Genomic DNA, 24,829 nt, shown 5'->3' on the forward strand with positions numbered 1-24,829 from the left:
GTTTGTGCATCTTTTGTTTGTTTTTTTCACTTTAGACAGCGCTTACACCTGCGGTAGATTAGGATTATCAACATACACACCACAGACGGGAGGGGCTTTCATGGAACACGGGCCGATACGCTGGCTCAGGACGCTCAATCGCAACAAAGCTTTGCTGCTTATGGTGCTTCCGGGGACGGTATGGTTCATTCTCTTTTGCTACCTGCCCATGCCTGGCGCGGTCATCGCCTTCAAGGATTACAGGTACGACACCGACGGATTTTTGGCGAGCATATTGCGCAGCGACTGGGTCGGGTTTAAAAATTTTGAATATCTGTTCAAAACGGAAGACGCTTTCATTATCGTGCGGAACACCCTGCTGTACAACGCCGTTTTTATCGTGCTGGGCACGGTGCTTTCGGTGCTTGTCGCCATCCTGGTCAACGAAATCGCCAGCAAAAAAATGGCGAAGATCTACCAGACGGGCATGTTCCTTCCCCATTTTCTTTCGTGGGTCATCGTCAGTTATTTCGTGTTCAGTTTCTTGAGCGTCGATAAGGGCGTGCTCAACCAAGTGCTGAAGTTTTTCGGAGCGGATCCGGTATTCTGGTACTCCGAAACGAAATACTGGCCGTACATCCTCGTCATCGTCAATCTGTGGAAAGGCGTCGGCTATGGAAGCGTCGTGTATTTGGCCGCCATCGTCGGCATCGACAAATCCTATTTCGAAGCGGCGATGATCGACGGGGCAAGCAAATGGCAGCAAATCCGGAAAATCATGATCCCGATGATCACCCCGATTATCGTCATCATGTTCATCCTCGCCATCGGCGGCATTTTCCGGGCGGACTTCGGGCTGTTTTACCAGGTTCCGCGCGACACCGGCGCCTTGTACCCGGTCACGAACGTCATCGACACCTTCGTATACCGCGGGCTGAAGGTAACCGGGGATATCGGCATGAGCACCGCCGCAGGCTTGTACCAATCCGTCGTCGGATTCGTGCTTGTCATCGCAACCAATTTTATCGTTCGAAAAATCAACAAGGAACAGGCTTTGTTCTAAAAGGAGGCATGCCGCATGGAAAACAGCGTTATCTCCCGGCAGCCTGCAAACCGGCCGGCCAAACGCGCAAAAAAAACGCGGGATTTTCACCGGTTGTCGCCGTTTTGGAACGCGGCGGCGCATCTGGTCATCGGGCTTTTTTCCCTCGCCTGCGTATATCCGTTCCTGTTCGTCGTGGTCATCTCGCTGACGGACGAAAAAACGCTGGCGCTGAACGGGTACAGCATTTTTCCCGAAAAATGGTCCTTCCAGGCGTACCAGTATATTTTTCAGACGGGCGACCAGCTGCTCCGCTCCTACGGCGTCACGATTTTGATCACGGTCGTCGGCACGCTGCTGACCGTCGCGATCGTCTCGCTTTACGCTTATGCCATTTCACGGCCTTATTTCAAATTCCGCGGCCTCTTTTCGTTCATCGCGTTTTTTACGATGCTGTTCGGAGGCGGCCTCGTCCCTTCCTACATCGTCGTTTCCCAGGTGCTTCACCTGAAGGACACGATTTGGGCCCTGATTTTGCCGATGAGCGTAAGCGCGTTTTCGATTTTGATCATGAGGACCTTTTTCAAAACGATGGTTCCCGACGCCATCATCGAATCCGGAAAGATCGACGGGGCGGGAGAATTTCGCGTATTCTTGTATCTGATCCTTCCGATCTCCCTGCCGGGGCTGGCCACGATCGGCTTGTTCGCGGCCCTCGGATATTGGAACGACTGGTTCAACGCCCTGCTTTACATCGACAACGCCAAGCTGCTGCCGCTGCAGTCGCTGCTCATGAAAATCGAAACCAACATCCAGTTCATTTTGCAAAACTCCGCGATCGGCAGCGGCACGGACCGTTCGGCCATCGCCCAGAGCATGCCGGCGGAAACCACCCGCATGGCGATGGTCGTGCTTGCGACGCTGCCGATCATATTCGCGTATCCGTTCTTCCAGCGCTATTTCGTGCAGGGGCTGACGATTGGCTCTGTGAAGGAATAGTCATCACATAGGTTTTTTACAGCTGCACCACTACCAAATTACAAGGGGATGAAAAAGAAATGAAAAAAAGAAGAGGACTTACGCTCCTGCTCAGCCTGTTCCTGCTGACCTCCATGGCCCTCGCCGGCTGCGGCGGCAAGGATAACGGCGGCTCCGGCACGGCCAGCACCAAAACCGAAACCGGCGGCGAAACGAAAAGCACCGAAAAAGAAAAACCGGTCAAACTGATCTGGTACACCATCAGCGGTCCGCAAAAGGACCAGGACAAAGTCATGGCGGAGGTCAACAAATACGTCGGCGAAAAAATCAACGCCGAAATCGATTTGCGCCTGATCGACTGGGGCGACTACTCCCAGAAAATGCAGGTCATCGCCGCTTCCGGCGAGCCGTTCGACATCGCCTTTACCTCGTCCTGGGCGTTCAACTACGTGGAAAGCGCAAGAAAAGGCTACTTTTACGAGCTTGACGACCTGCTGGCAAAATACGGCCAGGGCATCACGAAAGCGCTGAATCCTGCCTTCCTGGAAGGCTCCAAAGTCAATGGGCACAATTACGCCATCCCGACGAACAAAGAGCTTCCGGCGCAAGCCGTATGGCGCTTCAACAAGGTTCTCGTCGACAAATATAAGCTCGACGTGACGAAAGCGACGACGCTCGAAAGCCTGGAGCCGATGCTGAAAACGGTAAAAGACAACGAACCGGACGTCTACCCGATTCCGTCCAACATCGGCCCGTACCTGCCGTACGACTTCGCGCTCGAAGGCCTGCCGGTCGGCGTGCCGATCGACACGAAGGATTTTAAGGTCGTCAACGTATGGGATACGCCGGAGGCAAAGCAGGTATTCGATACGATGCACAAATATTATAAAGCAGGCTACCTGCCGCCGGACGCCGCCACCAAACAGGGCAACGAGCATGAAAAAACCGGCAAATGGCTGGTCGATAAACAGCATACCGTGCCTTTCGCCGACATTTTGTGGTCCGATTCCCTTGGTTACCCGATCGTTTCGTCGCCGATTCACGAGCCGATGGTTTTCAACTGGTCCGTCACCGGTTCGATGCAGGCCATTTCCGCCAAATCCAAACATCCGGAAAAAGCGATGGAATTCCTGAACCTGCTGAACACCGACGCGTACCTGCGCAACCTGGTCAACTACGGCCTGGAGGGCGTGCATTACAAAAAGCTGTCCGAAGACACGTACGAGCCGATTCCGGATTCCGGATATTCGATGCCTTCGTTTACGCTCGGCAACATGTTCCTGCTCTACAAGCTGAAGGAAGATCCGAAGGATAAGTGGGAGCAATACGAAAAATTCAATTCGTCCGCGACCAACGCGCCGCTGCTCGGCTTCCAGTTCGACCCGACGAACGTGCTGACCGAAATAGCCAACGTCAAAAACGCCGTGGACGAATACGGCCCGTCCTTGAACACCGGCTCCGTCGATCCAAACAAAGTGCTTCCGAAGGCGATCGAAAAGCTGAAAGCGCAAGGCATCGACAAAATCATCGCCGAATGCCAGAAGCAGCTGGACGAATGGAGAGCGCAAAACAACAAGTAAGGCGAAAACACCCAAAACACCTTCCGTCATTTTTAATGATGGAAGGTGTTTTGTTAGGGACGGAATTTCCCTTAAAGGAAACCCGGCTATCGTCGCTCCCCTTCGGACACGACGGAGTACGCGTAGGTATCATGCGAAATCCCGGATTGTACGATGTAATTCCGCAGAACTCCTTCCCGGCGAAAGCCGAGTTTCTCCAGCATCCCGCTGGAAGCGGCATTTTCCGTAAAAACGACGGCGCCGATGCGGGCTAGACGCAATGCTTCGAACCCATAGCCCACCACGCATGCCGCCGCTTCCGAGGCGTATCCCTTGCGCCAGTGATCCGGATGGATTTCATACCCGATTTCCGCGCGCCGATGTTTGGGCGACCATGCATTCAACCCGATCGTGCCGATCAGGCCCGGCGAACCTTTGCGTTCGATCCCCCATCTTATTCCGCGTTGATCGCGAAGGCTGTCGGCGAAAAAGCCGATGAGCTGCTCCGCCTGCTCGCGGCGCTCAAACGGATCCTGGCCATAATAACGCATCGCCTCCGGGTTCGAAAAGCAAGCGAAAACGTCGTCCGCATCCTCTTTCGTGATTTCCCTTAAAACCAATCTCTCCGTCTCGAGTTCCGGAAACATCTCCCGCACATCCTTTATGTAAAATATTGGCGAACATATTACGAATATGATGCCATTGATAGGATCATTTTGCAAAGGTTTTAAAAGAAAGCATGAGGAGCCCAACATAATGGCCGGGCCATCGTTCATACACATCTCACATCTTGGGATACGGATCAGGGCATGTTGGATCTGGGAAAAATCTGATGAACGGGAGGCGTAAAACGATGAGAGACCATCCGGAACACCCGTCCGGCGGCAATTTTCGCATTCCCCAGCCAATCCGAGCAGACGGAGCGGGCGGTCCGGACCGGGGACCGCGCGACGTATTAAGGGACCTGGAAAACCCGGATATGTTCGTGCCTCCGGCCACCGACGCGGGACTTCTGCCGAATCTTAAATTTTCCTTCTCCGATACGAATATGAAGCTGGACCACGGCGGTTGGTCCCGCGAGATTACGGTGCGGGAGCTGCCGGTGGCCAAAACGCTTGCGGGAGTCAACATGTACCTGACGCCGGGCGGGGTCCGCGAGTTGCACTGGCATCAACAGGCCGAATGGGCTTACATGATCCTGGGCAGCGCCCGGGTGACCGCCGTTGACCAGAACGGCCGGAATTTTATCGCGGACATCGGCCCGGGCGATTTATGGTATTTCCCGGCCGGCCTGCCGCATTCCATCCAAGGCCTTGAAAACGGCTGTGAATTCCTGCTCGTGTTCGACGACGGAAATTTCTCCGATCTGAACACCCTCTCGATTTCGGATTGGTTTGCGCATACGCCGAAAGACGTGCTCTCCGCCAATTTCGGCGTTCCCGAACTCGCTTTCGAATCCGTGCCGGACGAACAGGTCTATATGTTCCAAGCCCCCGTCCCGGGTTCGCTGGAAAGCCAGCGCGTCGACTCCCCTTACGGAACGGTGCCCCTCAGCTTCAAGCACCGGCTGCTCGCCCAAACGCCGATCGTGACCCCGGGAGGAAGCGTGCGGATCGTCGACTCCTCGAACTTCCCGATATCCAAAACGATAGCGGCAGCGCTGGTCGAAATCAAACCCGGCTGTATGCGCGAGCTTCACTGGCACCCGAACCAGGATGAGTGGCAGTATTATTTGACGGGCCAGGGGAGGATGACGGTATTTGCCGGCAGCGGGGCGGCCAGAACCTTCAACTACAGGGCGGGCGACGTAGGATACGTCCCGTTCGCTTACGGCCACTACATCCAAAATACCGGCACCGAAAGCCTCTGGTTCCTTGAAATGTTCCGAAGCGACCGGTTCGAGGACGTCTCCCTGAACCAATGGATGGCGTTGACGCCGAAGGAGCTTGTCGGCGAAAACCTGCATGTCGGCTCCGAACTGCTTGATGCGCTGCGCAAGGAAAAATGGCCCGTCGTTAAATAACCGTCTGACCGGCATGTTCCGCCGCGGCCACCCTCTGCTTCTGCTGATGCAACATTTAAGACGATCGGCATCCCATGGCATTGGCGCAAAAAAACATCGCCACTATCGAAGCGGCGATGTTTTTGCGTTTGTCGCGCGGATTCCGCAGCAGGTTTCCGGCCGCTACAGCGAAACCTCTCCGCTCACCACGGCATGCCGGATGCGCCGCCATTTCTGCGAACGCCAGCGCAGCACCATCGCCGCGCCGCGCAGCCATTCGTCGGCGATAAACGCCAGCCAGATGCCCGGAATGCCAAGGCCGCAGACGATCCCAAACAGGTAAGCAAGCGGGATGCTGATGCCCCACATGGAGACAAGCCCGGCGTACACCGGGAATTTGACGTCGCCTGCGGCGTTGAGCGCACTGATCACGATGACGTTGCAGGCGCGTGCCGTCTCGAGAACCAGCGACAGCAGCAGCAAGGTTCGGCCGAGGCGGATCACCTCCGGATCGGCCGTAAACAAGCCCAGGAGCGGCTTGGAAAAGATGACGAGCAGGCAGCCGGCTCCGAACGCAATCAGCAGTCCGGTCCGCAGATGGCGGTAACAGACGCGATATGCCTCATCCTGCCTGTTCCGGCCGATCAGCCGTCCGATTAAGATCGATGTCGCCTGTCCGATGGAAACCGAAAACAGAAACACGAATGTCGTCATATTTTGCGTGTATATTTTCGTCGTAAGCGCGGATGCGCCGAGCATCGATACGAAATACGTGATGAAAATTTGCGAAACCTGATACGAAATGTTTTCCCCGGCCGACGGGATCCCGATGCGAAGCAAATCTTTGATCACGCTCCGGGGCATCCGGAGGGCTGCACGGAACGAAAGCGGATGCCGCATCAATCGGACCAGCATAATGGCCGCGATGGCGACCCCGATCAGCCGGCTGGCGTCCGTGGCGATAGCCACGCCGCGAACCCCAAGCACCGGTATGCCGAGCGGACCGTACAAAAACAAATAATTCCCGGCGATATTCAAGAAAATGACCGTGAAGGTCAAAAGCAGCATTTGTTTGACGTAACCATGCATCCGCAATATCGTATCCGCCGTGAGGATCAACGCGGAGGCGAAGGAGCACATCCCCGTCAGCGTCAGGAACGCGACGCCGTCGGCCATCAGCTCGGATGGCAGCTTCAGCAGCTGCAGGAGCGGTTTCGCAAAAACGGGCAGGGCGATGCTGACGGCGATTCCGAGTCCCAGGTTCAGACCAATCGATAACGATGCAAGTTTGGACGCCTCCCGCTCCTTGCCCGCCCCCAGCAGCTGGGAAATCAGGATGCCAAGGCCAAGCGTCACGAACCCGAACAGCAAATTCGCCGCGATAATGATCTGATTGGCGACGCCGACCGCCGCCACCGCTTCGTCCGAATAGTTGCTCAGCATCAGCGTATCGATATTCAAAATGATTGTTTGCAAAAACTGTTCCAAAAAGATAGGCCAGGTGAGTCCCCATAACGTAAAAGTTTGTTCTTGTTGTTTTTTCATACCGTCCGCCTTTTGTTTCTTGTCCTGCTCGAATGTTTGGCGCTTCTCACGCTTCGATGCGGCGGCAGCTGCCCCGCTCCACCAGTTCATGGCCGAGGACGACCGTCTTCATCCGATCCTTTCTCCATCGCTCCCCTTCATCCTCGATCATTTCCAGCAGAAGTTCGACGGTACGCTCGCTGATTTGCTCCACCGGCTGGCGGATCGTCGTCAACCTCGGCCTCACGATATCGGCGATTTGGCTGCCGTCAAAGCCGATGACGGAAATGTCGCCGGGGACATGAAGCCCATGGTCCTGGATGCAGTTCACGGCCCCTGCCGCCATGTCGTCGCTTGCCGCCAAGACGGCGGTAAATGCGCCGCGGGCTTCCCCAAGCAGCTCGGCCATCAACCGGTAGCCGGTGTCCAGCTTGTAATCGCCATGGCGGATCAAGGTTTCCTTCAACTCGATTCCGTGATCCCTGCACGCGGCCGTATATCCCTCCATCCGCCTCAAGCCTGCGCACACATCCCTCGGATCGCCGGCGATCATCGCGATTTTCAGGTGTCCCTGGGCAATCAAATAGGAGGCTGCATCGTACCCCGCCTGAAAATCATCGATGATGACGGTCGGCAGATTCATGCCCAAATCGGCGTGAACCACAAGCGGGATATGCGTTTTGTTTAGAAAGTTTTCGATGTCCTCGTTCAGTTTTTCATGCATGAGGACCATGCCGTCCACGCGCATCTCCTGATAAATGTTCAAATATTTCACTACCTTGCCGGTGTCCTCAACGATGTTGGACACGAGCAGGTTGTAACCCCGTTGGCCGGCTATCTCTTCGATCCGGCTCAAAATCATCGCCTGAAAATTGGACGTCATATCCGGTATGATGACGCCGATCAGATTGGTTTTGTTCCGCTTCAGGCTTTTGGCGATCAGGCTCGGCGAATAATTCAGCTCTTCGATTGCCCGGCGCACTTTTTTTTCCAGCTTTTCGCTGACGTGTTCGCCGTTGTTCAGCACGCGCGAGACGCTGGTGACGGAAACGCCCGCCGCGCGCGCCACGTCCTTGATTTTTACAGCCATATCAACTTCTCCAATGCTTTATCATCGTAATTCCCGATTGGGAGTCCACTGCCTTCTTAGCGCAGAGGCACCCGATACGTCAAGCACGGACACTGCATCCACGCCCATCTCGGCAAAAGCCTTCATCTCCCTCACGTCCTGCAGCGTATAGATCCACACCTGAAGGCCGTACGCATGGGCGATCCGCACAAGAGAATCGCGGCAGGAAGGGAAATCCGCGTTGATCCCGGCGCATCCGGCCTGTTTCGCCCGGGTGCATATCTCTTCGGCGGCCGCCTCATAGACTACAGAGCCCAGTTCCCTTAAGCTTTCGGGGGTATTCCGCATTACCCTGGCATGAAAAGGCGTCTTCAAAATCCGGTCCGTCGCGCCGGTAAAATAAATCTGCTCCCACATGTCCAAGGTCTCAAGCAGCTTTACCGCCGGCAGGGCGGCCGCGTCATTTTTGAGATCCAGGTTAAAAGATACGGGCGTTCCTTTAAACCGGACGAGCACATCCTCCAGCTTTACAAGACTTTCTCCCGCCTCAAGCCGCAGCGGATTTTCCTCCACCAACGCCTTATAGGTGCAGGACGCAAATGCGGGATGATCGTCATGATGCAGGACGCATACGCCGTCTTTCGTCGCTTGAACGTCGACTTCCAGCACGTCGGCACCGGCATCCCATCCGGCAAGGCAGGATTCCAGCGTATTGTCCGGCGTGCCTTCGCAGCCGGTATGCGCGATAATCAGCGGCACATTCATGAAACAGCCTCCTCTAAATATCCCCGCAAAGCGGGGCCTTTGCACTGACGATGATTCAAGTGCTTATTTAAAATAAACGGGATTGGTAAAGGCAATGGTCGTCAAGGCTCCGTTCAGCATGCCGGAAAGGCGGACCCGCATCCACCTCAAGTCTTTGGCGCCGAAGGAACATCGAATTTCGTCTGCTCCTTCCTTGACCGGCAGCCGCAGCATTTCCCCGGCATTCGTTTCGACGATGATGACTCGTCCCGGCTCATGCGTGCCCAACCGGCGGCCCGGATGCGCCGATGGAGTCACCTGCACCGTCAGCTCGCAGCTCGCATCCGCTCCGGCGTTTTCCGCGTCGATGACGTCCCCGATTCCATACCTGCCTTCGCCGCATGTCATCTGCAGCTCAAGCAAAGGACCCATACTCACGCAAATCCGGCCGGAGCGAATCGCGTCCACCACGTCCTCCGTGCCGGGCAGCCCGGCTTCATGCGCAAGTCCGAGGTAGGTAAATGCCGGCGGATCATCCTCACCGGACGAACGGTGCCAGTCCCGGCCCGCCGTCCCCGAAATCCGGTACCCTTCGTTGAGCAGCCGGGTCCACATGTCGAACGCAGGCGCGTTATGGTTCCGCATCGGAGGCAGCGTTTCGTGCCATATCTCCATATAATCGATCCGGCTCCAATCCTGCACTGCATACTCCCAATGGCAGCCGGTACAGATCGGGCTCCCCAGGCTGAACGGATGCGCAATGCCCACAATGCCTCCCTGCCGATGCACTCTGTCGATTCCTTTATGGATATCGGTCGGTCCCAAATCGCGCCATTCGGAATAAGGAACGCCGAGCGTCAGCATATGCCCGTAAAAGGTCGTCCACTCGAGCCCGGGAATTATGGCGATACCCGTTTCTTCTGTGACCGAAGCCGCATCGGCCATGCCCGACGTGGTGTTATGATCCGTCAGCGCAATGCCGCTAAGGCCGAGCTCCCGGGCTTTTGCGCACATTTCGAGCAGCGTATGCGTGCCGTCGCTGTGCGGCGTATGGGTATGCAGCTCAAACGGAAGCCATCTCATGTCTCGTTCCCCCTTCCCCGATCCGGAGCCGATAGCGGCATTCCGCCGTCACGACGCAATGAACGCTGATCGTCACTTTCCATACGCCCTCCGCTACCTTTCCGGCAAAAAAACCGGGCGAAGCGGTTTGCGGCGACAACACGTGGCGCTGGTGGTTCGGATGACGGTGCGCCGATCCCCGGAATCCGTCCGGATCGTCGACGGAAAGCGTCAACAGGTTTTGCAGCGGATGGAATTTTTCCCACTGCGGCAAATAGATTTCTTGAAGCGCAGGATCGACGTATTTCCGGATCGCTTCCTCGATCAGCGGTTTGGAGGTTTCCTTGTCATCCAATGTTTTCGGGTTATACGCAAAATCAATTTCCAGAACGTCGATCCCTTTGGGAATATACAGCTGGTACGTGATATGCGTTTTGGAACTAAGCGGGGTCAAAGCCCCTTCGACCGCCAGCAGCTCTTTCATGCGCGATTCCCGCCTTTCTACCGTTCTTCCTTCATCATATTGCGGATATAGAAATATCCGACCAGAGAGCAAATCGCGAACATAAACACGGCACAGGCGCTGGCAATGCCCGTTTCATAATAGACCGAAAACTGCTGCTGCATCGCCACGCCGAGCACCTGCGGCGCATTCGGCCCGATGAGGAACGGCGCGGTGAAGCTGCCGATGATGCCCATCACGACAAAGGTCGCGGCCACAAGCATCGATTTGAACGTCATCGGGAAAATAATCCGGAAAAAAATTTGCATTTTTCCCGCCCCGATATCCTTGGCGCTTTCAATGACGGAATTCGGCACGCCGGACAAAGCCGAGCTCAGCATCATCGTCGCAAACGGGATGTTAAACCATAAATTCGCGAGCAGCAGCCCTTTATAGTCGTACAGTATTTTCATGAAAGGGGCGTCCGTGAACAGCAGCAGGATGCGCGCCAGCCAGCCGTGATTCCCGTACATGTTGATCATCCCGTACGTGGCGATGACGGAAGGGATAAACATCGGGATGTAATACAGCTTTTCGATCCATCCCGCGAGCCTGCCCGTCGAAAATCTTAAAAACACGGCCAGCATGTATGCAATGACGAGCACGATCACCGACGAGACCACGGTCAAATTCAACGTATACAAAATATTGGCTTTCATGCCCGGATCGGTAAACAAATATTTGTAATTGCCCCACGTAAATGCGCCGTCGCTTCCGGTCAGGCTCTCCCGGATCGAGGTCACGATCGGCACCACGATCATAAAGAGCAGCAGGAGAAAGGAAGGAATCACCATGGCGAGGCCCAGCGCGGAGCGCTTGACTCCGCGGCGGTTCCACGCCGTTTTCAGCGGTTTTCCCGTTTCGAGAGGCATGTTCAGTCCCTGCCCGCTCATTGTCCGGCGACTTCCCTTTGCCAGCGTTTCATCGCTTCGGACTCCAGCTCGCCGAGGTTAAAGGAACGGTAACTGACGGAAACGCCCTTGAATTTTTCCTGAAGCTCGCTTGGCATATGGGACCATTCGATGCCCGGGAAGCCGTAAATTTCGTTTACCACTTCCGCCTGGGCTTCCGGACTCAACACGAAATTGATGAAATCGTAAGCCGCTTCTTTATGCTTGGACATGCTTGGCACGGTCAAAAGCCCCGGTCCGCCGGTAAATGCAGGTTCGATCTGGGCCAGCTTGGTCGTTTCCGGCAGCAGCTTTTTGTTAATTTGCTCGAGCGCCATATCGGACCAGGCCGGGATCATGTCGACTTCCCCGTTCGCGAGCAGGTCGAGCGTTCCCTGGTTTTTCTTCGGATAAACGCCCTTCTGATACATGTCTTTTCCGAGCGACTTCAGCTGTTCGAATCCTTTGTCCCACTCCTTCATGATGTTTGGATCCTGATTGTGGATCGCGTCTTCCGGCAGGGATTTGTACAACGTCGTCAGCACGAACGATTCGCCGGAGCCTCCCGTTGCCGGATCATTGTAGGCAAACCGCCCCGGATGCTCATGGATCCACGCATACAAATCGTCGAGCGTTGTCGGCGGGGAAGGCACTTTCTCGCTGTTATAGGCCAGCAGGACGGAGGAAGAACGGTAAGGAACGGCTTTATAGTTCAAATCCTTCATGTTCGCCGGGTTCATCAGGCTCAGATTCGGAATCTGCTGCTCGCTCAAGCTTTCGAACACCCCGTCTTTTTTGTCGGCGGCCATGTCGGATCCTCCGTTGGCTTCATACAAATCGACGTCGACGCTGTCTTTCCCGGCGCGCTTGGCTGCAACGATGCGGTTCATCGTCGCCTGCTCGCCTTGACCGGAAGGAATGTACACCAGCTTGACCTTCACCTTGTCCTGCTTCTGCTCGTACATGTCCTTCAGATGCTCCCACAGCTCCTGCACGTTTTGCGAGCCGCTGAAATAAAACGAAATTTCCGTCGGGCTGCCGGAGCCGCCATCCGAAGCGCCTCCCGCTGCAGAGTCGCCCGCGCCGTTTTTGCCCGTTCCGGAAGAACAGCCGGCAAGAAGCGTCACGGCCGCCAAAGTTGCAAGAAGCATCGCTTTTCCTTTACGTTTGAATCCACGGTTTATACTCATCGCTAAAGTTCCTCCTAGTCAGCCCGTTTAACGGGATGTTTTCGCAAAAGCCTTGTATTTGCCGAAAGTCAAGGATACCGCTTGTCCGCCGGTCAGCCGGCCCGCTTCTTCGCGGGGCAGGAACATCCTCAGGATGCCGGACTCCGTCAGGAGCGTAATTTCCGCATAATGCCCCAGAATCATCACCTGCTTGACCGCAGCGGCCAGACCGGGGCGGGAAGGATCGTCCCATTTGACGTCTTCCGGACGGACCGCAACGACGACCTCTCCCCGCAATTCCTCCGGATTGGCCAGGCTATACCGGTTCAGCCGGATGCCTTCCTCGTCAGCCATGCCGTCCAGCATGTTCATGCGGCCGATGAAATTGGCGACGAACAACGTCGCCGGCGCATCGTAAATATGCTGCGGGGACGCGGATTGCTCGATGTTTCCGCGGTTCATGACGATGATCCGGTCTGACAGCGACAACGCTTCCTCCTGGTCATGCGTAACGAACATCATTGTCAGCTTGGCAATGGACTGAATTTCGCGCAGTTCCTCGCGCAGCTCGCTCCTCAGCTTCGCATCCAGCGCCGAAAAAGGTTCGTCGAGCAGGAGCACCGCAGGCTCGAGCAGCAGGGCGCGGGCGACGGCCACCCGCTGCTGCTGGCCGCCCGAAAGCTCGCCGGGACGTTTCTTCTCCGTTCCCGGAAGCCGGACGAGGCGCAGCGCGCGGTCTACCGCTTCCCGGATTTGCTCTTTGCTTTGTTTCCTGATCTTCAAACCGAAAGCCAAATTTTCATAGACGGTCATATGCGGCCACAGATTGTAGCTCTGGAACACCATCGCCGTCGGGCGTTTTTCCGGCGGGAGGTGCAGCACGCTTTTGCCGGCGATTTGAATGTCCCCGGAGTCCGGCTCGAGAAATCCCCCCACGGAACGGAGCACCGTCGTTTTGCCGCAGCCGGAAGGCCCGAGCAGCGTCACAAGCTCCCCCCGGGCGATTTCGAGCGAAATCCCGCTCACGCCGTCGCCGGTTTTATAACGTTTCGTTAAGTTTTGGATCGATAATTGGATCGGTGCAGTCACTTTCATACCTCCCTGCTATTTCATGGTGAAGCCGCTGGACATGACGTCCGCGCTGACGAAGCGCCGCGAGACAAACAGCAGAATGATCGTCGGCAGCGTAAGCAGAATCGAAAAAACGGCTCCTGCGGTGGCCGGATAATCCTGAACGGCTCCGTACATAATCAGCGGCATCGTTTTGTAATCGGGCATGCCGACCATAAACGTTCCCTGTGCTTCATCGAGCGAAGACAGAAACGTGAAGATCGACGCGACGATGATTCCCGGCATAGCCATCGGCAGCGTCACGCTCCGGAACACGCGCAGCGGTCCCGCTCCCGCATCACGAGCCGCCTCTTCCTGCGCTTGATGCACGCTTTTAAAGGAGGCGGACGGAATCCAGGTCATGTACATCAGCGTATTGACGATATGGATCAGCACGACGCCCGCGAACGTGTTCATCAGGCCGACCTTGAAAAAAAGCACCGCGATGGCGACGTAAAGGCCCATCTTCGGAAACGCGTTGGTCAGCAGAAACGAAAACAAAAACCAGCGGCTGAGCGGAAACCGGATGCGCGCGAAAGCGTAAGCGGCCGGCACGCAGATAACGATGGACAACGCGGTAACCACGCTCGCAATAAGAAACGACAGACCGATCGATTTCAAAATTTCCGGCTGTGATAGCACGTATTTCCACCAGGTCAAAGACCAGCTTTGGGGAAGCGCCGCCGGAAACTGCCATTGCCCCGAGAAAGCGAGCAGCGCCAGATTGATCAGCGGACCCAGAAAAAAGAATATGAACAGGGCGAATATGACGAATTCCAAAATTTTCCTGCGGCCCAGTTGTTTAAAGTACCAGCTCAATGAACGATCACCTCCAACATTTTCAAAATTGGTATCGATACCAATTGGAACAAACCTAACCCGCATCATTTTCGCTTTGCTACCTATCTCGCCGTCTACCGGCCGATTTCGGCACCGATGATGAACGAACGGCCTGGCGGGTGCTGCCCGCAAAATGGCGGTTCGAACATTGGTATCGATACCAATTTCATCACGGAACGTCTTCTCCTGTTGTCCCAGCCTCCTTGTCGCTTATTCCTCCTTAAGCTTAAGGACCGAATGTTAAATCCGTTCCATGTTCTTGTTAAGGGGAAGGGCGATTTTTGTTCGGGCAGCGTAAGAAACCGCCGGAATAAAAAAAGATCCCAAGGCGTTGAATCGCCCTAGGATCTTATCTCCAAGTCATTTATTAAGTTGATGTCATTTCAGTTTCACGTTTTCCAGGCTTCCGCCCTTCGCAAACAAACGCCCGATGTTTTTTTCCACGGCCGGATCGGGTATGAGCGGCGGCGCCTGATGCGGCTTGACGCGGGCGTCGATGATCATGTTGTCGCAGCCCCAATGCTTGTGCCGCACGCCGTCGTTCACGCCGTACATGTCATGCGACGGATTGCTGCGCGTAAACGTGACCCACAAAAAATTGGACATCGTGTCGGAAACAAACGTGCTGTCGTCGCATAACACGATCATCGGGCAGCCATCCAGCGGTCCTTGGGCCGCCAACGCTTCGCTCAAAGCGTTCATTTCCCGCTCCGCCTTGTCATAACTCTCGAAAGCAGGGCCTTGAATCGCAACGACGCCCGGCATGACCAGACGCGCATTTTCGTATCCGCGCAGTTCCTGAAGCACCTGCGGCACTTCGCGGCATAATTCCCGCTTGGCATCCCCGTATGCCGCCAAAACGACTTTGCTGCCGCTGTTTAAACCGGTTCCCGAATAATCGAGCGTATCGATCGTCGTGTTCGTATAAAAATGAATGTCCCGGCGCAGATCGATCCGCTCCAATATATAGGCCATAAATCCGGCGATATCGTGGGTATCGAGCGGGCGGTCGTCTTCGGCGGTAATGAACAGGTATTTGGCAAGGCTCAGCTGCCCCGTCCCCAAAATCCGGTTGGCCAGCGTCAACAGTTCCGTCGGCTGCTTCACCCGTTGATACGGCGTATACCGCTCGCTGCCGATCGCAAGGAGAAGCGGGTGAACCCCGGCCGCATCGACGGCATGCACTTCCCTGACACCCGGGATTTCCTGCTTGATCGCGTCGCCCGTCAGTTCGTGAATCAGCTCGCCGAACGCCGTGTCCTCCTGCGGCGGACGCCCGACGACGGTAAACGGCCAAATCGCGTTATGTTTTGCGTACACCTTATGGACCTTCATCACCGGAAACGGATGCGTCAGGCTGTAATAGCCCAAATGGTCGCCAAACGGCCCTTCCGGTTTCGTGTCGTCCGGGTAAATGTCGCCGGTAATGACAAAATCGGCATCATGGCTGATGCAATAACCGTCGGCGTAGCTGTACCGGAAACGGCGCCCGGACAAAAGACCCGCAAACAGCATTTCGCTCAGTCCTTCCGGCAAAGGCATGACCGCCGACAGCGTATGGGCCGGAGGACCGCCGACAAAAATGCTGACCTTTAGAGGCTCTCCCTTTTTGCTAGCCTTGGCCTGATGGACACCGATGCCGCGGTGGATCTGGTAATGCAGGCCGATTTCCTGATCCTGCACATAATCGTTGCCGCTGAGCTGAATCCGGTACATGCCCAAGTTGGAATTCATGAGCCCCGGCTTGTCCGGGTCTTCGGAATACACCTGCGGCAAGGTCACAAAAGCGCCCCCGTCCATCGGCCAATGCTGGATTTGGGGCAGGTCCGAAATCCGGATTTCCTGAAAACCGGCGGGCACCCCGCTTCCTTTTTTGAGCGGCAGAGCTTTCAGCGCCCCGAATCCGTTCCCGATGTTTTGAAACGGGTGTTTCAGCGCCTTCATCGGATCGTCCCGCAGGGCGATGATCTTTTGGGTGCGGTCCCAGGTGCTCCGGAACATGAACTTGCTGCGCGCGATATCGCCGAACAGGTTGGATACCGCCTTATATTTCGAGCCTTTGACGTTTTCGAACAGCAACGCGGGGCCGCCCGCTTCATACACCTTCAAATGGATGGCGGCCATCTCCAGATAAGGATCGACTTCTTCTTTGATCCGGACCAAATGTCCGTGTTTTTCCAGGTCAACGATGCATTCTTCCAAATTCCGATACAATGGTATGACTCCAATCTCCATGAGAGTTTGTTCCAGCTGTTGGTTCCAGCTTTTCGCTTCTAGTACGCGCTACTACGTTAAATATAGTTAAAACAAAACTCCCTGTGGATGTCAAACGATATTCATGCACCCGAATGCCTGGAAAGGCAATGTTCATCATTTTGTTACATCCGGCCAAGCGAAAGGCTACTTGTCGTCTTCAAAACGGTCCTTGTCGTTCCACATCTTGTCAAAAGCAGCCTCAAACCTCCGGCCGACTTGTTCGTCGCGAATGATGACCGCCACGTCGTCGTTTTCTTTGACGGAGGAGTCCAAATAGTTAAACGATCCCGCCTCCACATGGACGCCGTCGGCCACCAGCATTTTCAAATGCATTTTGCCTTCATGGCGGTTTATTTTGACGGGGATGCCGGCCTTCTTCAGTCTTTGCAGCGCATCCCGCTGTTTGCTTTTCTCTTCCGCATGTTCGCGGTCGGTCAACATCCGCACCCGAACCCCCCGGTCGGCGGCATCTTCGATCGCATCCACGATCGGCTTGTAGTTCAGGCTATAGATGGCAATGTCGAGCGTGTTTTTCGCCTCATGGATAAGCTCGATGATCGCCTCCTCCGGCCGATCCCCCTCCTGGGTAAAATACGCCTGGATGTCGGCGGATGCGTTGCCCCCTGCCGAGGTCGTTTGCGAAGCGTCCGTGCTTGCCGGGTGTGTCGGGCTTGTCCCGTTTTCCGCCGGTTGGACGGTTTCGGCCTGTTTTCCGCCTCCGGAGCAGCCGGTAACGGCAACGCACAGCAAAGCGATCCAGAAAAGCTGTCGGAAAGCTTTCATAAGTATTCCTCCTCGTGATGGATGTCGGCGTTTTTACTGCCTACCATCGTAACAAAATTAGGGCGGATTTCCAATCGAGAGCAGCGTTTGCCGCGCCTTGCGGGGACGACAAAATGAAAAAAGAACCGCCCTTTTCGGAAAGACGATTCTTCCGGCATTCTTTTATAATCCGTTAAACGACGCGAACTCGCCGACCGGTTTGCGGTATCCGCGGGGCCTTTGCTTTTCGGTGTCCTCTTTCCCGACGGCAATCAGCATAACGGGCACGAAACGGTCCGGAATGTTCAGCACCTGCCGCAGCTGCTCGGGATCAAAACCGATCATCGGGCACGTATCCCAGCCTTTGTCCTTGGCAATCAGCATGAACAGCATGGCGGACAGGCTTGCGTTGCGGATCGCCTCGTCCCGTTTGAATTGATCGCCGCCCTCCTCGTACATGCGGGTGACATCGCTGACGGTTTCATCGAATTCCCGTTGGTCCATGACTCCCAGATTCAGCAGCCCCTCATTGATGGGCCCGACGTTCCGGTAAGCCTCCAGGTCACCCAGGACCGCAATGACGGCCGAGCTGGTTTTGACTTTGTACTGCTTATGGGCGGCCTCGTATATTTTATCCTTGAGTTCCTTGTCCGTAACGGCCACATAACGGGCATGCTGCAAATTGAACGCGGAAGGGGCAAATTTGACGAGGTTGAACATGTCGTGAAGCTCCTGCTCGCTGATGGCGACGTCCATCTTAAACTTATTGGCCGATCTGCGGGCCTGCACCAATTGTTGAAACTGGCTCATGATGCATCTTCTCCTCTATGTATATTTTTCCAAGCGGTATGATTAAGCTTATTTTATCACATGTACTTTAAAAAAGTAAGTTATATATTTCAGCTGCGATAGTGCCCGGGAAAATGCCGCCGTTATTCGGTTCGATCGCGCCGACCGAGAAAAAAAGCCACCCCAAAAACCTAAGACGAATTCGGGATGGCTTCTTTGTATGGTTCTCTCGCCGGCAGCTGCTCTAGGCTGCTCAAAAACCTCTTTGGACCGCGTCAAACCAGCTTAAGCAGCTTCAACGCGATGTAGACGGCCACGCCCCAAATGACCAAGGCGGACAGCTTGTTGATTACGTTTAATATCCGGCCGCCGGTATCGACCGCCCCTACCATTTTCCCCGCAAACGCCAGCGCGAAAAACCAGATCCAGGACACGGCCATCGTGGCGACGGTGAACATCAGTTTGTCCGCGCCCGTATAGCCGAGAGAGCTGGTTCCGATCACGCCGATCGTGTCGAGGATGGCATGCGGGTTCAGGAGCGATACCGACATGGCGAACATGATTTGCTTTTTGGGCGACAATGCCGCTTCGCGCTTGTCCAGCTTGGCCGGTTTGCTTTTCCAGATCGACCAGCCCATATACAGCAGAAAGGCGAGGCCGACAACAAAGATGGCCGTTTGCAGCACGGGAATCGTAAACACGACGACGGAAACGCCGAGAACGGCAAGCAGGATCAGGAGCGAGTCGCAGCAGGCCGCCGTCACGATCACCGGTATGGCCCCCCTGAATTTCGGCTGCGAAGCGCCTTGGTTGAACACGAACACGTTTTGCGCCCCGAGCGGGAGAATCAGCCCGAAAGCGAGCAGGATACCGTGGATGATTGCAGTAAGCATACGTTCAACAATCCTCTTTCGTCAAAATGATATAAGCTATATCCTACCATGTAACCCCGGATCTGTGTATACCGAAATCCGCATCGACGCATAGATGCATCCGCCGGGCCATAGCCGGGCGCCGTTCATCGCAAAAAAGCCTCCGGATTTCTCCGGAGGCTTGCCCCTCGATTCACTCGGCCAGGTTCGTTCCTTTCCTGCATGCTTCAACGGCCCGCCGGGCAAGCATGGCGATGACGGAATCGTCCATCGGCGGGTTATGCAGGCCGGCGCGGACGTCGCGGTACATCCGCTCGAGCGGCAGGCTGCGCGACAGGCTCGATCCGCCCACGATCCGCATGGCCAAATCGACGATCCGAATCGCGGCGTTCGTCACCACCGTTTTGGCGAGGCCCAGCTCCGGCCTCATGGAAGCCCGCTCTTCAGGCAAACGGTCCCAGCGATCCGCGACGCTGTACAGCAGCGTGCGTGCGGTGATCCGCTCCTGCTCCATCTCCCCTATTTTTTGCTGGATATGCGGCAGCTCCGCGATCGGTCCCGGCAGGCTGCTCGGCCGGTAATCCGCGGCGAATTGCACCGCGAAATCGCGGGCCGCCCAAGCGATGCCCAAATAACATGCGGGGATATGCAGCAGCGCGCCCCCGTGGTCGGACATCCCTTCCCCGGCGTCTTGACCGCCGCCTTCGTTTCCGTCGATTCTTTCCTCCGCCGGCACGAACACGCCGTCCAGCAGCAAATCATGGCTTCCGGTTCCCCTCATGCCGAGGGTATCCCAGGTTTCGTCGATGCCGACGCCGGGACCTTTGCGCACGAAAAACGTGCCGATGCGTTCCTCGTCTTCGACGAAAGCCGTGACCGTAAACTGATCGAGGACCGGAATCAGCGAGCTGAATGTTTTGCGCCCGGTTAACAGGTAACCGCCCTCGGTTTTGGTTGCGGAGGTCTGCGGGCGTCCTCCCCGGCTCGGGCTGCCCGTGGAAGGTTCGCTTGCAAACTGGTTGATCATGGCGCCTTGCTCGACGACGCTCCGGCAAAAATCCGCGTACAGCTTCGGCGGCCACGACTGCTTGATCCTCATCTGCAGCACTTGGCTCACATGCCAGCCGACGGCCAGCGCCGTCGACCCGTCTCCTTTGGCAAGCCGCTCTTGCGCAAGCAGCATTTCATATAAGGATGCTTCTTCCCCGCCGAATGTTTGCGGCACCGTTAATGCCAAATACCCGGCTTCGCGCAAATCTTCAAAGTTTTCAAACGGAAACGACCCTTCGCGGTCGTGCAGCGCTGCACGTTCCGCAAACAAGGCCGCAAGCCGGTCGGACCGGGCTGCGATGCCTTTTTCGCGCTCATTTCTTACAAAAGGATCCGATTGGATGGAATTCATGCGGCATTCTCCCCTCTGCTGCTTCATTCCTTTTATTGTATACCCTTTTAGTCGGAATTTCCAAAACGTTTCTCCGGATTCCTCCCGGGCCCCGATTCCGGAGAAAAACATGGGCGCAAAAAAAAGCCGCAACACGCTTCCGTGTTTGCGGCTTTTGCCGTCATGGACCGGCCGAATTTTATGGTTCTTGATCCAAAGCGCCTGCGACGACAACCCCTTTGTACAAGGTTGCAGCCCGCTTGGATCTTCTGGCGACCGCTTCGGCGGAACAAGAAGCCTCGACCAGCACCAGGTTGGCTTCGTCTCCTGCTTTCGGCCAAGCCTGAACGCCGGCTTCATCCAGCGGGGTCACGCCGCCGGTGATATACCCCAGCGTTTGGCCGAGCGCGCGTTCGTTCGCAAAGCCCGAAATTTCGGCCAGTCGGCCTGCGCGTTCCAGGATATCCCCGTTTCCGAACGGCGACCAAATGTCGAACACGTTATCGCAGCCGACGGCGACCGCAACCCCATGGTCATGCAGCAGCCGCACGGGCGGAAATTTCCGGCCCATCGGAACGCTCGTGATGATCGTGATGCCCGCGTCCGCAAGCATATCCGCCATTTCCGCCGCCTGCGCAGCAGGAATGTCCCCGAGGCTGAAGGCATGGCTGACGGCCACTTTGCCTTGCAGCCCGGCTTCGACGGTAAGCTCCGCCAGACGCTTGATCGTAAAAATGCCCAGACGGTCCGGATCATGCAGATGCAGGTCGATTCCCGCATGTTCCTCGGCGGCGATCGTCACCATCGTTTGCAGCGATCTTTCCATGTCTCCGTCCACCGTCGCCGGATCGACGCCGCCGACATAACCCGCGCCTTGCCGGACGGCTTCCCGCACCAGCTTTTCCGCATTTGAACGAAGCAGCCCCTGCTGCGGAAACGCCACGATTTCGTGGGACAGCTTGTCCTTGTATAGATGCAGCGCCTGCTGCACCTCTTCCAAGTGGGAAAGCCCGACCTCCGGAAAAATGTCCACATGCGTCCGGATATGGGTGGCCCCCGATCTTAAAGACGCTTCCAGGTAGTTCGCCGCGCTGTCGCGAATGGCGATGGTGCGCGACGCGTCGAAGGTCTTCTCCTCGTCGAGCCGACCGAAAATCGACTTCACCGGCGTGACCGGTCTCCAGCGGCCGCCCAGCAGCGTTTTGTCCAGGTGGCAGTGCTTTTCAATAAAAGATGGCAGCGCAAGGCGGTAACCCGCGTCGATTTGCGGAAGCCCGTCTTCGATCGGCCGGTCCGCCGGAACAATTTGCGCAATGTTCCCTTCCTCCATCAGCAGATGGCGCACTTCCGTTTTCGTGCCGGTCACGACGCCGTCCGTCGTCTCATAACCGCTCTCCAAACGGACATTAATCAACCAATAGCGATGTTCCATCATAGGTCATCCTTTCTATTCGACATAAGTTCAGCGGGCGGCCGGAAGCGCCCCGGCAACAAGATTGCCTTTGAAAAAGACGGCGACCCGCTCAGACCTTCTGGCCACGGCTTCCGCCGAGCAGCCGGCGTCCACGAACACGACGCTTGCTTCATCCCCGACGCGCGGCCACATCCGCTCGCCGTTCCGGTTCAGCGGCGTCACGCCCCCGGTAATAAACCCAAGCGTTTGCCCCAGCTCGACCTCGTCCACGAGGTGAAAACGTTCCGCCAGCGTTCCCGCTTTTTCCAGCATGTCCCCTTTGCCGAACGGGGACCAGTGATCGGTAATGCTGTCGTCCCCAAGCCATACCTTCACCCCGCGCTCATGCAGCTGCGGAATCGGGATCGTCCGCCCAAGCGGCACGGAGGAAGCGATCGATATCCCCAAGCCGGCCAGACGGTCGGCGAAGGCCGCCGCTTTTTCCTGCGGAATGTCGGCCAGCGCCAGCGCATGGCTTATGGTCACTCTACCCTGCCAGCCTGCTTCTTCCGTCAAATCGGCCAGCCGCTGGAACGTGAACAACCCGAGATGTCCCCCGTCGTGAATATGCAAATCGATGTCCGCATTCGCCTCCACCGCAAGCTCCATCGTGGTCTGCAGCGATTTTTCGATGTCGCCGTCCACGGTCGCCGGATCGACGCCTCCAACCAGAGACGCCCCGTTTCTCAAAGCCTCCCGCATGAGGGAAACCGATTGGCTGAGCAGCAGCCCGTGCTGCGGAAACGCCACGATTTCGATCCCCGCTTTTCCTTTGTAATCCTCGGCGGCTTGGAGCGTTGCCTCCAGGTTTTGAAGCCCGATCGAAGGATCGATGTTGCAGTGGCTGCGGATCCGCGTCGTTCCGGCTTGCAGCAGCAGCTCGATCAGCTTGCCCGCGCGTTCCCTCGCCACCGGAAGCTGCTTCGGCAGCAGCTCCCTTTCCTCTTCGAATCGCGTAAAAATGCCGTTCGTCGCGATGCTTGGAGCCTTCCACGGTCCTCCGTAGTAGGTTTTGTCCAAATGGATATGCATGTCCCGGAACGAAGGAAGCATCAGCTTCCCGTTCATGTCCCGTTTGGGCAGCGAATCCTCGAAAACAAACGTTTCCGGTTCGATTTGCGCGATGTTCCCTTGTTCGACCCTCATATGGAAGATGCCCGTTTCCGTGCCGGTCACGACCCCGTTTTCGAGGCGGTAGCCTGTTTCGAGCCGCACATGGGTGAACCAAAAATGGTCGTTTTGCATCCGTCTTTTGCCTCCTGCCTGTTCGAAATTGGATCTATCGGATTGCGTATCATCTATGCTAACATGGGGATGACTATATGAAAAATATTAATAACATTTCAATTGCAAACTTTAATCATATAGATAAACCGTCTAACCTCGGCATCGTAGATGTACTCTGGACCTATGGAGGGGAATCATGGATATCAGGCAACTGAAATATTTTATCGCCATCGTGGAGGAGAGGAAGATATCCGCCGCGGCCCAAAGGCTGCATATGTCCCAACCGCCGCTTAGCCAGCAGCTGAAAGCGATGGAAGACGAACTGGGAACGCGCCTTGTCGAACGCAGCGGCAAAACGCTTGAGCTGACCGCATCCGGTAAAGCGTTGTACCGGTATGCCCTGCAAATGACGCAGCTGATGGACGAAGCCGTTTCCGAAGTGATGGAGGTCGGGAAAGGGGCAAAAGGCAGCCTGAACATCGGGATCAACACGTTGTCTTCCGTGGAACTGCCCGGCTTGCTGCACCGGTTCAAGGACCGTTATCCGCATGTAACGTACAAAATCCAGCAAAACGAATCCTCCCGCCTGTGCGAATTGGTCAAAAACCGGGTGCTGGAGCTTGCGATCATCCGTTTGCCCCTGGAGTTGGACGCGTTTTCGGTCATCCATTTGCATACGGAGCCGTTTTATTGCCTAACGTCGCCAAAGATGCGCGGAAGCGGTTCGGAAGTGTCCCTTTCCGATCTCCAAGACGTGCCGCTGATCCTGCCGAGCACGGAAGGTTTGGGCGTTCACTACACGATTCACATGGCGTTCACCGCCCGGCAGCTGAAACCGAACATCGTCGCCGAATGCTCCGACATTCCGCTGCTTCTCCAGCTTGTATCTTCCGGATTCGGTTCGGCGATCGTGCCCGAGACGGTTACCCGCCAAATTCCCGACGGGAACCTCCATGCCGCCAAAATAACGGATCCCCAGCTGACCGGCGCCACCGGCTTGATTTGGCTCAAAGGCCATCATTTGTCCGCAACGGCCCAGCATTTTGTCGAGCTGATTCAAGAGGAGCGCCAGTGATCGTCCTTTTGCATGCGAGGAAAGGAACCCGGTGCAAACGAAAACAAAAACACGCCGTGTCCGGCGTGTTCAGATTGTCGAGAAACCCACGCCTTAGAGACGCTGGGTTTCTCTTTTTTTTCTTTGCACTTGCTAAAAAGCCAAAGCAAAGCCCCTTAAAAAAGTTGTCTGATTTACTATTGACAGTCCAGTAAAAAGACCATTGAATTCAAAGAGATATAAGGAACTATGGAGACCAATTGAATGTGAGGAGATGTAGGGAATCGAGGGTACAATTGGACGCGAGGAGTGAGGGGGGCAAATCAAAGTAGGGAAGTAAATTTCTAACGGTTGCCACAGCGGTTAATGCCGGGAAAATGGAGGTTATGATATTTTAACGGTTCTGGTTGACGTTATTTGGGCATTTTGGCGGAAATTCATACGGTAATCTTGCAAATAACCCCATTGGTAACCGTTAGAACTTACAGAGAACCATTTGAAGCCACATAGGCGCTGTCACAACCTTTAGAATTTGAGAACAGCTTACGCACAGTGATCAAATCTT

Annotated in this window: 22 protein-coding genes; 5 read left to right on the plus strand and 17 right to left on the minus strand. The window is 55.8% G+C overall.

Features of this window, described 5'->3' with window-relative positions; translation table 11 throughout:
- Nucleotides 1-100 precede the first annotated feature (100 nt).
- From MKY58_RS19070 to MKY58_RS19080, 3 genes are read left to right on the plus strand one after another with little or no spacing between them, the layout of a single operon-like run.
- Nucleotides 101-1,042: an ABC transporter permease subunit gene (locus MKY58_RS19070; protein ID WP_339321629.1), complete on the plus strand. Its 942-nt coding sequence runs from the start codon at nucleotides 101-103 to the stop codon at nucleotides 1,040-1,042.
- Nucleotides 1,043-1,057: 15 nt separating this feature from the next.
- The gene (locus tag MKY58_RS19075; RefSeq protein ID WP_339321630.1) at nucleotides 1,058-2,020 is read left to right on the plus strand and encodes a carbohydrate ABC transporter permease; all 963 of its coding nucleotides are present in this window, start codon (nucleotides 1,058-1,060) and stop codon (nucleotides 2,018-2,020) included.
- A 59-nt stretch (nucleotides 2,021-2,079) separates the two neighbouring features.
- A complete protein-coding gene (locus MKY58_RS19080) occupies nucleotides 2,080-3,579 on the plus strand; it encodes an ABC transporter substrate-binding protein (protein ID WP_339321631.1) in 1,500 nt (499 codons plus the stop codon).
- Nucleotides 3,580-3,665: 86 nt separating this feature from the next.
- Here MKY58_RS19080 and MKY58_RS19085 read toward each other — a convergent pair whose 3' ends face one another.
- Nucleotides 3,666-4,205, minus strand: a complete 540-nt coding sequence (locus MKY58_RS19085; protein ID WP_339321632.1) for a GNAT family N-acetyltransferase — start codon at nucleotides 4,203-4,205, stop codon at nucleotides 3,666-3,668.
- Nucleotides 4,206-4,411: 206 nt separating this feature from the next.
- Here MKY58_RS19085 and MKY58_RS19090 point away from each other — a divergent pair, with 206 nt between their 5' ends.
- Nucleotides 4,412-5,581 carry an oxalate decarboxylase family bicupin gene (locus tag MKY58_RS19090; RefSeq protein ID WP_339321633.1) on the plus strand — a complete coding sequence of 390 codons (1,170 nt, stop codon included), beginning with the start codon at nucleotides 4,412-4,414 and terminating at the stop codon, nucleotides 5,579-5,581.
- Between the two features lie 162 nt (nucleotides 5,582-5,743).
- Here MKY58_RS19090 and MKY58_RS19095 read toward each other — a convergent pair whose 3' ends face one another.
- The 16 genes from MKY58_RS19095 to MKY58_RS19170 form a co-directional block, all read right to left on the minus strand.
- Nucleotides 5,744-7,105, minus strand: coding sequence for an MATE family efflux transporter (locus MKY58_RS19095; RefSeq protein WP_339321634.1), 1,362 nt, complete (start codon nucleotides 7,103-7,105; stop codon nucleotides 5,744-5,746).
- Nucleotides 7,106-7,151: 46 nt separating this feature from the next.
- Nucleotides 7,152-8,174, minus strand: a complete 1,023-nt coding sequence (locus tag MKY58_RS19100; RefSeq protein WP_339321635.1) for a LacI family DNA-binding transcriptional regulator — start codon at nucleotides 8,172-8,174, stop codon at nucleotides 7,152-7,154.
- A 21-nt stretch (nucleotides 8,175-8,195) separates the two neighbouring features.
- Complete coding sequence (locus tag MKY58_RS19105; protein ID WP_339321636.1) at nucleotides 8,196-8,918, minus strand: glycerophosphodiester phosphodiesterase; 723 nt, start codon at nucleotides 8,916-8,918, stop codon at nucleotides 8,196-8,198.
- A 63-nt stretch (nucleotides 8,919-8,981) separates the two neighbouring features.
- Nucleotides 8,982-9,980, minus strand: coding sequence for a CehA/McbA family metallohydrolase (locus MKY58_RS19110; RefSeq protein WP_339321637.1), 999 nt, complete (start codon nucleotides 9,978-9,980; stop codon nucleotides 8,982-8,984).
- Entirely contained in the window at nucleotides 9,961-10,443 is a 483-nt protein-coding gene (locus MKY58_RS19115; protein ID WP_339321638.1) for a hypothetical protein, read from the minus strand. The genes MKY58_RS19110 and MKY58_RS19115 overlap by 20 nt, the downstream gene beginning before the upstream one ends.
- Nucleotides 10,444-10,460: 17 nt before the next feature.
- Nucleotides 10,461-11,354, minus strand: a complete 894-nt coding sequence (locus MKY58_RS19120; protein ID WP_339321639.1) for an ABC transporter permease subunit — start codon at nucleotides 11,352-11,354, stop codon at nucleotides 10,461-10,463.
- Complete coding sequence (locus MKY58_RS19125) at nucleotides 11,351-12,541, minus strand: extracellular solute-binding protein (protein ID WP_339321640.1); 1,191 nt, start codon at nucleotides 12,539-12,541, stop codon at nucleotides 11,351-11,353. The genes MKY58_RS19120 and MKY58_RS19125 overlap by 4 nt, the downstream gene beginning before the upstream one ends.
- 27 nt (nucleotides 12,542-12,568) lie before the next feature.
- On the minus strand, nucleotides 12,569-13,609 hold the full coding sequence (locus MKY58_RS19130; protein ID WP_339321641.1) for an ABC transporter ATP-binding protein: 1,041 nt from the start codon (nucleotides 13,607-13,609) through the stop codon (nucleotides 12,569-12,571).
- A gap of 15 nt (nucleotides 13,610-13,624) precedes the next feature.
- Nucleotides 13,625-14,449, minus strand: a complete 825-nt coding sequence (locus MKY58_RS19135; protein WP_339321642.1) for an ABC transporter permease subunit — start codon at nucleotides 14,447-14,449, stop codon at nucleotides 13,625-13,627.
- A gap of 399 nt (nucleotides 14,450-14,848) precedes the next feature.
- Nucleotides 14,849-16,684: a UbiD family decarboxylase gene (locus tag MKY58_RS19140; RefSeq protein ID WP_339321643.1), complete on the minus strand. Its 1,836-nt coding sequence runs from the start codon at nucleotides 16,682-16,684 to the stop codon at nucleotides 14,849-14,851.
- Nucleotides 16,685-16,870: 186 nt separating this feature from the next.
- Nucleotides 16,871-17,509 (minus strand): phospholipase D-like domain-containing protein, encoded by a 639-nt coding sequence (locus MKY58_RS19145; protein ID WP_339321644.1) that lies wholly within the window; start codon nucleotides 17,507-17,509, stop codon nucleotides 16,871-16,873.
- Between the two features lie 162 nt (nucleotides 17,510-17,671).
- On the minus strand, nucleotides 17,672-18,298 hold the full coding sequence (locus MKY58_RS19150; protein WP_339321645.1) for a nitroreductase family protein: 627 nt from the start codon (nucleotides 18,296-18,298) through the stop codon (nucleotides 17,672-17,674).
- A gap of 254 nt (nucleotides 18,299-18,552) precedes the next feature.
- Nucleotides 18,553-19,170 carry a LysE/ArgO family amino acid transporter gene (locus tag MKY58_RS19155; protein ID WP_339321646.1) on the minus strand — a complete coding sequence of 206 codons (618 nt, stop codon included), beginning with the start codon at nucleotides 19,168-19,170 and terminating at the stop codon, nucleotides 18,553-18,555.
- A gap of 172 nt (nucleotides 19,171-19,342) precedes the next feature.
- Nucleotides 19,343-20,551, minus strand: a complete 1,209-nt coding sequence (locus MKY58_RS19160; protein WP_339321647.1) for an acyl-CoA dehydrogenase family protein — start codon at nucleotides 20,549-20,551, stop codon at nucleotides 19,343-19,345.
- Nucleotides 20,552-20,729: 178 nt separating this feature from the next.
- Nucleotides 20,730-21,962 (minus strand): amidohydrolase, encoded by a 1,233-nt coding sequence (locus tag MKY58_RS19165; RefSeq protein ID WP_339325203.1) that lies wholly within the window; start codon nucleotides 21,960-21,962, stop codon nucleotides 20,730-20,732.
- 30 nt (nucleotides 21,963-21,992) lie between these two features.
- The gene (locus tag MKY58_RS19170; protein ID WP_339321648.1) at nucleotides 21,993-23,228 is read right to left on the minus strand and encodes an amidohydrolase family protein; all 1,236 of its coding nucleotides are present in this window, start codon (nucleotides 23,226-23,228) and stop codon (nucleotides 21,993-21,995) included.
- Nucleotides 23,229-23,406: 178 nt separating this feature from the next.
- On the opposite strand from MKY58_RS19170, the gene MKY58_RS19175 reads away from it, so the two are divergent.
- Complete coding sequence (locus tag MKY58_RS19175) at nucleotides 23,407-24,285, plus strand: LysR family transcriptional regulator (RefSeq protein ID WP_339321649.1); 879 nt, start codon at nucleotides 23,407-23,409, stop codon at nucleotides 24,283-24,285.
- Nucleotides 24,286-24,829: the final 544 nt, after the last annotated feature.

The sequence above is a fragment of the Paenibacillus sp. FSL W8-0194 genome, assembly GCF_037969745.1.
Lineage (GTDB): Bacteria > Bacillota > Bacilli > Paenibacillales > Paenibacillaceae > Paenibacillus_AQ > Paenibacillus_AQ cookii.

What these genes read in the sequence shown, in the direction of transcription:
- MKY58_RS19160 (WP_339321647.1), bottom strand. Translation starts at nt 20,551, where the DNA reads ATGAATTCCATCCAATCGGATCCTTTTGTAAGAAATGAGCGCGAAAAA.
- MKY58_RS19145 (WP_339321644.1), bottom strand. Translation starts at nt 17,509, where the DNA reads ATGAAAGCTTTCCGACAGCTTTTCTGGATCGCTTTGCTGTGCGTTGCC.
- MKY58_RS19120 (WP_339321639.1), bottom strand. Translation starts at nt 11,354, where the DNA reads ATGAGCGGGCAGGGACTGAACATGCCTCTCGAAACGGGAAAACCGCTG.
- MKY58_RS19070 (WP_339321629.1), top strand. Translation starts at nt 101, where the DNA reads ATGGAACACGGGCCGATACGCTGGCTCAGGACGCTCAATCGCAACAAA.
- MKY58_RS19175 (WP_339321649.1), top strand. Translation starts at nt 23,407, where the DNA reads ATGGATATCAGGCAACTGAAATATTTTATCGCCATCGTGGAGGAGAGG.
- MKY58_RS19165 (WP_339325203.1), bottom strand. Translation starts at nt 21,962, where the DNA reads ATGGAACATCGCTATTGGTTGATTAATGTCCGTTTGGAGAGCGGTTAT.
- MKY58_RS19080 (WP_339321631.1), top strand. Translation starts at nt 2,080, where the DNA reads ATGAAAAAAAGAAGAGGACTTACGCTCCTGCTCAGCCTGTTCCTGCTG.
- MKY58_RS19170 (WP_339321648.1), bottom strand. Translation starts at nt 23,228, where the DNA reads ATGCAAAACGACCATTTTTGGTTCACCCATGTGCGGCTCGAAACAGGC.
- MKY58_RS19150 (WP_339321645.1), bottom strand. Translation starts at nt 18,298, where the DNA reads ATGAGCCAGTTTCAACAATTGGTGCAGGCCCGCAGATCGGCCAATAAG.
- MKY58_RS19105 (WP_339321636.1), bottom strand. Translation starts at nt 8,918, where the DNA reads ATGAATGTGCCGCTGATTATCGCGCATACCGGCTGCGAAGGCACGCCG.
- MKY58_RS19095 (WP_339321634.1), bottom strand. Translation starts at nt 7,105, where the DNA reads ATGAAAAAACAACAAGAACAAACTTTTACGTTATGGGGACTCACCTGG.
- MKY58_RS19090 (WP_339321633.1), top strand. Translation starts at nt 4,412, where the DNA reads ATGAGAGACCATCCGGAACACCCGTCCGGCGGCAATTTTCGCATTCCC.
- MKY58_RS19125 (WP_339321640.1), bottom strand. Translation starts at nt 12,541, where the DNA reads ATGAGTATAAACCGTGGATTCAAACGTAAAGGAAAAGCGATGCTTCTT.
- MKY58_RS19100 (WP_339321635.1), bottom strand. Translation starts at nt 8,174, where the DNA reads ATGGCTGTAAAAATCAAGGACGTGGCGCGCGCGGCGGGCGTTTCCGTC.
- MKY58_RS19110 (WP_339321637.1), bottom strand. Translation starts at nt 9,980, where the DNA reads ATGAGATGGCTTCCGTTTGAGCTGCATACCCATACGCCGCACAGCGAC.
- MKY58_RS19155 (WP_339321646.1), bottom strand. Translation starts at nt 19,170, where the DNA reads ATGCTTACTGCAATCATCCACGGTATCCTGCTCGCTTTCGGGCTGATT.
- MKY58_RS19115 (WP_339321638.1), bottom strand. Translation starts at nt 10,443, where the DNA reads ATGAAAGAGCTGCTGGCGGTCGAAGGGGCTTTGACCCCGCTTAGTTCC.
- MKY58_RS19085 (WP_339321632.1), bottom strand. Translation starts at nt 4,205, where the DNA reads ATGTTTCCGGAACTCGAGACGGAGAGATTGGTTTTAAGGGAAATCACG.
- MKY58_RS19075 (WP_339321630.1), top strand. Translation starts at nt 1,058, where the DNA reads ATGGAAAACAGCGTTATCTCCCGGCAGCCTGCAAACCGGCCGGCCAAA.